Annotated in this window: 9 protein-coding genes; 4 read left to right on the top strand and 5 right to left on the bottom strand. The window is 66.0% G+C overall.

Annotation, left to right across the window (positions count from 1 at the left end; translation table 11 throughout):
* Together Q8N40_RS20885 and Q8N40_RS20880 are read left to right on the top strand one after the other, a co-directional pair.
* Positions 1-802, top strand: an 802-nt coding sequence (locus tag Q8N40_RS20885) for a ketopantoate reductase C-terminal domain-containing protein (RefSeq protein WP_305713143.1), incomplete at its 5' end; no start/stop codon positions are given.
* 242 nt (positions 803-1,044) lie between these two features.
* Positions 1,045-1,821 (top strand): SDR family oxidoreductase, encoded by a 777-nt coding sequence (locus Q8N40_RS20880; RefSeq protein WP_305713142.1) that lies wholly within the window; start codon positions 1,045-1,047, stop codon positions 1,819-1,821.
* A 120-nt stretch (positions 1,822-1,941) separates the two neighbouring features.
* Here the strand turns inward: Q8N40_RS20880 and Q8N40_RS20875 are convergent, their stop codons facing one another.
* Complete coding sequence (locus tag Q8N40_RS20875; protein WP_305713141.1) at positions 1,942-2,679, bottom strand: aspartate/glutamate racemase family protein; 738 nt, start codon at positions 2,677-2,679, stop codon at positions 1,942-1,944.
* Between the two features lie 87 nt (positions 2,680-2,766).
* Here Q8N40_RS20875 and Q8N40_RS20870 point away from each other — a divergent pair, with 87 nt between their 5' ends.
* The gene (locus Q8N40_RS20870; protein WP_305713140.1) at positions 2,767-3,021 is read left to right on the top strand and encodes a hypothetical protein; all 255 of its coding nucleotides are present in this window, start codon (positions 2,767-2,769) and stop codon (positions 3,019-3,021) included.
* 10 nt (positions 3,022-3,031) lie between these two features.
* Here Q8N40_RS20870 and Q8N40_RS20865 read toward each other — a convergent pair whose 3' ends face one another.
* The 4 genes from Q8N40_RS20865 to Q8N40_RS20850 all read right to left on the bottom strand — a co-directional run bounded on the left by Q8N40_RS20865 (position 3,032) and on the right by Q8N40_RS20850 (position 5,641).
* Entirely contained in the window at positions 3,032-3,835 is an 804-nt protein-coding gene (locus Q8N40_RS20865; protein ID WP_305713139.1) for an enoyl-CoA hydratase-related protein, read from the bottom strand.
* A 196-nt stretch (positions 3,836-4,031) separates the two neighbouring features.
* Positions 4,032-4,352: a YdhR family protein gene (locus Q8N40_RS20860; RefSeq protein WP_305713138.1), complete on the bottom strand. Its 321-nt coding sequence runs from the start codon at positions 4,350-4,352 to the stop codon at positions 4,032-4,034.
* Between the two features lie 109 nt (positions 4,353-4,461).
* Entirely contained in the window at positions 4,462-4,806 is a 345-nt protein-coding gene (locus tag Q8N40_RS20855; RefSeq protein ID WP_305321749.1) for a rhodanese-like domain-containing protein, read from the bottom strand.
* A 136-nt stretch (positions 4,807-4,942) separates the two neighbouring features.
* On the bottom strand, positions 4,943-5,641 hold the full coding sequence (locus tag Q8N40_RS20850; RefSeq protein ID WP_305713137.1) for an alpha/beta family hydrolase: 699 nt from the start codon (positions 5,639-5,641) through the stop codon (positions 4,943-4,945).
* A 133-nt stretch (positions 5,642-5,774) separates the two neighbouring features.
* Between Q8N40_RS20850 and Q8N40_RS20845 the strand changes: the two genes are divergently transcribed.
* Positions 5,775-6,935, top strand: coding sequence for a YncE family protein (locus Q8N40_RS20845; RefSeq protein WP_305321747.1), 1,161 nt, complete (start codon positions 5,775-5,777; stop codon positions 6,933-6,935).
* Positions 6,936-6,942: the final 7 nt, after the last annotated feature.

Genomic DNA, 6,942 nt, shown 5'->3' with positions numbered 1-6,942 from the left:
GGCGTCCGACGATCCGGCGGAGCTGGGGCCGCAGGATGTCGTGATCTCGACGCTGAAGGCGAACTCGCTCGGCAGCCTGGTGACGGGGCTGCCGCCGCTGCTGCGCGACCACACCGCCGTGGTGTTTGCCCAGAACGGCATTCCCTGGTGGTACGATATCGGGCTGGCCGCCGATGTGCCGGCGCCCGAGCTCGGCTTTCTCGATCCCGGCGGCCAGTTGCGATCGATGGTTTCTCCGGAACGGATCATCGGCGGCGTGGTGTTTTCATCCAATGAAGTCGTGGCGCCCGGTGTCGTCGCCAATCTTTCACCCGATCGCAACATGCTGCTGATCGGCGAATGCAACGACCACGGCAGTGCGCGGATCGAGCGGCTGCGCGCCGATCTCACCGAAGCCGCGATCCAGTCGCCGCCGGTGACCAGCATCCGGGAGACGATCTGGACCAAGCTTTTGACCAACATGTCGATGTCGGTGCTGTGCCTGCTGACGGGGCAGACCGCGCGCGGCGTGCGCGACGAACCGGACCTCCAGGACATCATCCCGCGCCTGCTCGACGAGGCCAACGCGGTCGCGCAAAGCAGCTTTCCCGGCGTCAAGCGCCTCGCCCGCTCCGGTCCCGCACCCGACCACAAGCCGTCGATCCTGCAGGACTACGAACTCGGCCGCGCCATGGAAATCGATGCGCTGGTGCGCGCTCCGGCCGCGTTCGCGCGGGCTGCGGGACTGCCGACGCCGATGCTCGACTTCATGGCGGCGCTGGCGATCCGGATGGCGCGGGAAAAGGGGCTGTATCACGGATGAGCGGCGTCGCGCACTAGTGCCGCCTTGCGCTCCGCTTCACCTCTCCCGCTTGCGGGGGAGGTCGACGCGCTCGGAAGAGCGCGGCGGGTGGGGGAATTCTCTCCGCCGACGCCTTTGCCCGCGGAGAGACCCCCACCCCGGCCCTCCCCCGCAAGCGGGAGAGGGAGCGCGCCGCCGTTGCCGCGACATCGTCGCAATGCTTCAATCCGAATTGACGTGAACTCAGAACGGAAGACTTGAACATGCACGTCAAAGACAAGGTCTGCGTCATCACCGGCGCCGCCAGCGGCATCGGCGAGGCCACCGCCCGCGCTTTCGCCGCGGCTGGCGCGCGCGGGGTGGTGGTCGCCGATCTCAGGACCTCGCGCGACCGTCTGGCAAAGGTCGCCGGCGAGATCGACGGCCTCGCCGTGACCTGCGATGTCGGACAGGAAGAAGACATCAAGGCGCTGATCGCGGCGGCCGAGGACAAGTACGGCCCGGTCGACGTGTTTTTTTCCAATGCCGGGCTGTCGCGCAAGGGACAGGAAAGCGCCGACGACGCCGACTGGGACGTCAGCTGGCGGGTGCATGTCATGAGCCATGTGTTCGCGGCGCGGGCGCTGGTGCCGGGCATGCTGGCGCGCGGCTCCGGCTATCTGCTCAACACCGCCTCCGCCGCGGGCCTGCTGGCATCGCTGAACTCGATGCCCTATGGCGTGACCAAACACGCCGCGGTGGCGCTGGCCGAACATCTTGCCATTCAATATGGCGACCGCGGCATCCGGGTGTCCGTGCTGTGTCCGCAGTCGGTGCAGACAGGGATGACGACGCCCGGCCCAAGTGCGGCGCGGGTCGATGGCGTGCTGCAGGCGCCCGAGGTGGCGCGCATGGTGCTGGAGGCGATGGAGGCCGAGCGCTTTCTGATCCTGTCGCACCCGCAGGTGCATGACTACATGCAACGCAAGGCGTCCAATGCCGAGCGATGGCTGACCGGAATGCGGCGGCTGCGCGACCGGATCTATGGCGGACAGGGCTGAGCCGTCATTCCGGATGCGAAGCAATCCATTCGTTGTCATTCCGGGATGGTGCGTCAGCACCAGACCCGGAATCTCGAGATTCCGGGTTCGATGCTTCGCATCGCCCCGGAATGACGGGGTTTATCCACCGCCCGCCTTCGGCGCAAACGGCGCGAGCATTCCGGAGTATTCTTTCGCCGCCGGAGAAGCATAGCAGCCCCGCCGCGAGGTCGTGAGTTTCAGGCCGGCCAGCGCTTCGGCCTGCTTGACCGCCGCCGCGACGCCATCGATCACGGGAACGCCGAATTTCCGCGAAAGCGTGGCGGCGAGATCGGCCATCCCGGCGCAACCGAGCACGATCGCCTCGGCGCCCTTGTCGAGCGCCAGCGCGATCTCGGCGTCGAGCTTGGCCGCCGCGCCCGAGCCGGGCTTTTCGAGATCGAGCACCGCGACATTGCACGCGCTCACCTGCGCGCGCTCGGCGAAGCCGTAGCGGCGCACCAGTTCTTCCAGCGGCACGATCGAGCGCGGCAGCGTGGTGACGACCGCGATGCGTTTTGCTATCTGCCCCGCAGTGACGAGCGCCGCTTCGCAAATCCCGACCACCGGGAAACGCACCGCCGACCGCGCGGCGTCCAGACCGGTATCGTCGAAGCAGGCGATGATGCCGGCATCGGCATCGGGGGCGTTCATCAGCGCCTGAATCAGGCCGGGCACGGCAAAGGCTTCGTCATAAAAGCCCTCGATCGAGGCCGGCCCCATTGCCGACGTCACAGCCACGATCTCGGTGCCGGGAGCGGCAACATCGCGCGCCGCGGCGCCGATGGTTGCGGTCATCGACGCCGTGGTATTCGGATTGACGATCAGGATTTTTGCCATGTGCTCCGGTCCAACAAAAAAACATCGTAGCCCGGATGGAGCGAAGCGCAATCCGGGGTAAGGTCGAATCGGTGAGGATGGACGACCTTGAAACTCTTCCCATACATCACGCTTGGCCTGATGCTCGTCGCGGCTCCCGCATCGGAGGCGGTGGAGCAATGCCGGTTCATCCAGGCGAAACCCGAGCGCGAGGCCTGCTATCAACGCCAGGAAAAAGAACTCGCCGCCAGGCGCAAGCCCGAACCCACCGCCGATACCAGGGCGATGGAATCAATGCGGCAAATGCGGCAGGAGGACGAGATCGTCTACAAGAGCCTGCGCGGTATCTGCCGCGGCTGCTGAGCGCACGATCCTATTTCCCGGGCCCGCCCCAATTGCCCGCACGCTTCTCCGCGAACGAGGCCAGCCCCTCCGACGCCTCTGCGGTGCGGCGCCGCGCGGAATGCATCTTGACCAGCCGCACATAGGCCTCGTCGTCGATGCCCATGCCGCCGAACGAACTTTCCAGCGCCAGCGCCTTGGTCTCGGCCATCGCCGCGGGACCATTGCCCAGCAACTGCTCCACCACCCTGGCGCCCGCGGCTTCCAGATCGGCCAGCGGAACCACTTCATGCACCAGGCCGATGCGGCGCGCTTCGTCCGCGCCGAAGCGCTCGCCGGTCAGCGCATAGCGGCGAACCTGGCGGACGCCGATGGCGTCGCATAATTGCGGGATGATGATCGCGGCGGTCAGCCCCCAGCGCACCTCGGTGATCGAGAACAGCGCATTGTCGGCGGCGATCACCACGTCGCAGGCGGATATCACGCCGGTGCCGCCGCCGAAACAGCCGCCCTGCACCAGCGCCAGGGTCGGGATCGGCAGCAGGTTCAGCCGCTGCACCGCCTCGAACGTAGCCTGCGACACCGCTTCGTTCTCTTCAGCCGATTTCGGCCGCACGCCATTGATCCATTTCAGGTCGGCGCCCGCCTGGAAGTGCTTGCCATTGCCCTTCAGCACCACGACGCGCAACGACGGCCGCTTGCCCAGTTCATCCATCGCCGCCAGCACGCCGTTGATCAGCCCGGCATCATAGGCGTTATTGACCTCCGGGCGGTTCAACGTGACCGTGGCGACGCCGCGCTCGTCGAGGTCCCACAGGACCGGATTGGCAGACATGGACGGTTTCCTTCAATGGATGTGTGCGATCGTTGTGACGGGCAATACGCCGGGATCGCCGGCAGCGCCAGATCATTTCGCCCGGGTGCCGTCGATGCGGCTGAGCGAGCCCGCGATGAATTCGTGCACGCCGACATCAGCAAAGCCCGCAGCCCTGAAATAGCCGATCTCGTCGGTCATGACCGCGGGCGGTCGCTTACTCAGCGGCGTCCAGGATGGTCTTGCCAAGCGTGTTGTCGACCACGACCGGCGTCTCGAAATAGCTGATTTCGGGCGCGGCGCCGTAGCGGTCGGCGATCATCTGCCGCCATTGCGCATTGTAGACGCGCTCGGCGGCCTCGCGGCTTTCCCACAGATAGCAGCCGCCGCCGGTCCGGCTTTCGGCGTCGAACAGATAATATTTTCTGATCAGGCCGGGCAGGCCCTGGTATTTCGACGCCGAGCCCTGGAACAGCTCGGCGGCCTTGGAGGCATCGACATCTGCGGGCAGCTTGAACCGGACGAGGGCGGTAATCATCGGGGAATCCTCCATGGTACCTGGCGGAATTCTTCTCCGCATTTTCGGGCAGGATGCGGCATTTCGGCGATGACGGCAAGGATTTCGCGTCAGCGCGTCTGAAGTTCGCTCATCGCTCCACCGGCCCCTTGCGCGCCCGCCATCCCGCCATGCCGGCCGGATAATGGTGCGCGTCCTGCCTGCCGGCGGCGATCATTCGCTTCATCGCCGCTGCCGAACGGCTCCCGGCCTGACAGATCAGCACGACGCGCTCGCCGCGCGGCACGCGGGCCGGATCGAATTGCGAGAGTGGATGGTTGGCCGCGCCGGGAATATGCCCACCGGCAAACTCGTGCGCCTCACGCACGTCCACCACGGTGCACGCTCCGCTTCGGTGCGCCTGCAAGAGCTCCTCATGCGCAATGGCCGGAGCGCTGGAGGTCGCCATGAACTTGCTCAGGAACCGAGACAGCATCGAACGAGCCTTTCCTTGTCACGCGATCCGACCGTTTCGGGCGGCCTCGAACCGCATCAGCGTTGCGCAAGATATATTCATATTCTCTAATATATGCAAATAAAGAAAGCTGGAGCGCAGCGATCGATCGCGAGTTTCAGGATGCCGCCTTTCCTGCCTTGATCGTCTCGATCCAGCCCGCGAACGCGTCGAGGATTTCGCGCAGGACTTCGCGGTCGTTACGGCCCGAACGCGCGGGAACGTGGAAGGAGTGATCGGCGCCCCTCACCAGATGGAGCGTCGCCATTCGCCCGAGGCGCTCGACCACGGGTTCGAGCAGCACCAGCTCCGCGAGCTTGTCCTCGGTGCCCTGCAGGAACAGCATCGGGATTTTGATGTCGGCGAGATGTCTGGCGCGATCATCGGACGGTTTTCCCACCGGATGCAGCGGAAAGCCGAAAAACGCCAACCCGTCGACGCCCGTCAAGGGCGAAAGCGCCTGCGCCTGCGAGGTCATGCGGCCGCCGAAAGATCGGCCGCCCGCGATCAGGCGCAGCCCCGCGCAGCACCGCCCGGCTTCGGCCACCGCGGCGCGTACGGCGGTATGCGCGACGGCAGGCGGATCGGGCCGCTTGCTGCCTTTTTCCATATAGGGAAACTGGTAGCGCAGCGTCGCCACGCCGCGTTCGGCGAGGCCATGGGCGGCGGCCTCCATGGCGGCGTGGGTCATCCCGGCCCCCGCGCCATGGGCGAAGACAAAACAGGCGCGCGCATTGGCGGGTCGGATCAGCAGCGCGGAGACCGCGCCCGCATGGCCGACCGCGATTTGGAGTTGTTGCGGACTGCCTGGTTTCATTGATCCCACCGCATTCGCTCCGTGCCGGAATGGTATTGCGCCCACTGATTTTGCCAGTCGACAAGCGCGCGTCGCCGTTGAATACTAGCAGGCATGGACCCGAGAGAGGTCCGGCAAATTCCGGGAGGACGGCATGCGATTTAGCAAGGCTGCGTTGGCATTGATCACGACATCATTAGTGGCTCTGGCAGGCTCTACCGCCCAGGCCGAACTCGCGGTATCGGCCAATGACGGCAAGATGGTGCTGGAAAACGGCGTGGCCAAGGTGCGCGCGCAGCCGGTGCCGGACAGTGTGGCCATCATCGAGCTTTCCGGCGGCGCGCCGCGCATCGTCGCGGAATTGCCGGTGCCGACCAGCGTGGTCGGCCCGCCCTCGAGCGTCGCCGTCGCCGCCGATGAAAGTTTTGCGCTGGTCACCGGCGCGATGAAGATCGATCCCGCCGACCCGACCAAGCAGGTCCCCGACGACAAACTCACCGTCATCGATCTGAAATCCTCGCCGCCGAAAGTGCTGGCGACGTTGCAGTCCGGCGCCGGCGCCGCCGGCGTTTCGATCAATCGCGCGGGTACGCTGGCGCTGGTGGCGAACCGCGCCGAGGGCACCGTCTCGGTGTTCACCATCAGCGGCAATACTCTGACCGCGGCCGGCAAGGTCGCGCTCGGCGATGCCAAGTCCGGCCCCAGCCACCCGATGTTTTCCCGCGACGGCACCTCGGCGCTGGTGACGCGGGACGGCGACAACAAGATCGCCGTGCTCACGGTCGACGGCAACAAGGTAGAATACGCCAAGCGCGACCTGACGGCAGGAATGCGGCCCTACCAGATCGATTCCACCGGCAGCGGCGACGTCGCCGTGGTCGCCAATATCGGCACCGGCAGCGGCGATGCCGACACCATCAGCCTGATCGACATGCGCGCCAAGCCGGTACGCGTCGTCTCCACGGTGTCCGTGGCGCAAACCCCGGAGGGCCTGAAGATCTCGCCCGACGGCGCCCATGTGGCGGTCACCGCGATGAACGGCTCCAACAAGCCGAAGGCCTCGCCGTTCTACAATGATTTTGGATTGCTGCAGATCTTCCGCATCAACGGCACCACCCTGACGCCGGTGACGGAAGCCAAGATCGGCCACTGGTGCCAGGGCGTCGCGTGGTCGAAGGATTCCAAAACCCTGCTGGCGCAGTGCATGGTGGAGAACGCGATCGAGACGTTTACCTTCGACGGCAAGACGCTGACCAAGGGGGCGCCGATCGCGCTGAAGGCGAGCCCCGCCGGCATCCGCACCGCCGAGCCGTAGCCGCACG

The organism is Bradyrhizobium sp., assembly GCF_030693485.1.
In the GTDB taxonomy this organism is placed as follows: domain Bacteria; phylum Pseudomonadota; class Alphaproteobacteria; order Rhizobiales; family Xanthobacteraceae; genus Bradyrhizobium.
This window is presented reverse-complemented; position numbering and strand designations above follow the sequence as displayed.

Bases quoted from the DNA above. Each gene is read 5' to 3' on its own strand.
- Q8N40_RS20845 (WP_305321747.1), top strand. From the start codon at position 5,775: ATGCGATTTAGCAAGGCTGCGTTGGCATTGATCACGACATCATTAGTG.
- Q8N40_RS20865 (WP_305713139.1), bottom strand. From the start codon at position 3,835: ATGTCTGCCAATCCGGTCCTGTGGGACCTCGACGAGCGCGGCGTCGCC.
- Q8N40_RS20875 (WP_305713141.1), bottom strand. From the start codon at position 2,679: ATGGCAAAAATCCTGATCGTCAATCCGAATACCACGGCGTCGATGACC.
- Q8N40_RS20880 (WP_305713142.1), top strand. From the start codon at position 1,045: ATGCACGTCAAAGACAAGGTCTGCGTCATCACCGGCGCCGCCAGCGGC.
- Q8N40_RS20860 (WP_305713138.1), bottom strand. From the start codon at position 4,352: ATGATTACCGCCCTCGTCCGGTTCAAGCTGCCCGCAGATGTCGATGCC.
- Q8N40_RS20855 (WP_305321749.1), bottom strand. From the start codon at position 4,806: ATGCTGTCTCGGTTCCTGAGCAAGTTCATGGCGACCTCCAGCGCTCCG.
- Q8N40_RS20850 (WP_305713137.1), bottom strand. From the start codon at position 5,641: ATGAAACCAGGCAGTCCGCAACAACTCCAAATCGCGGTCGGCCATGCG.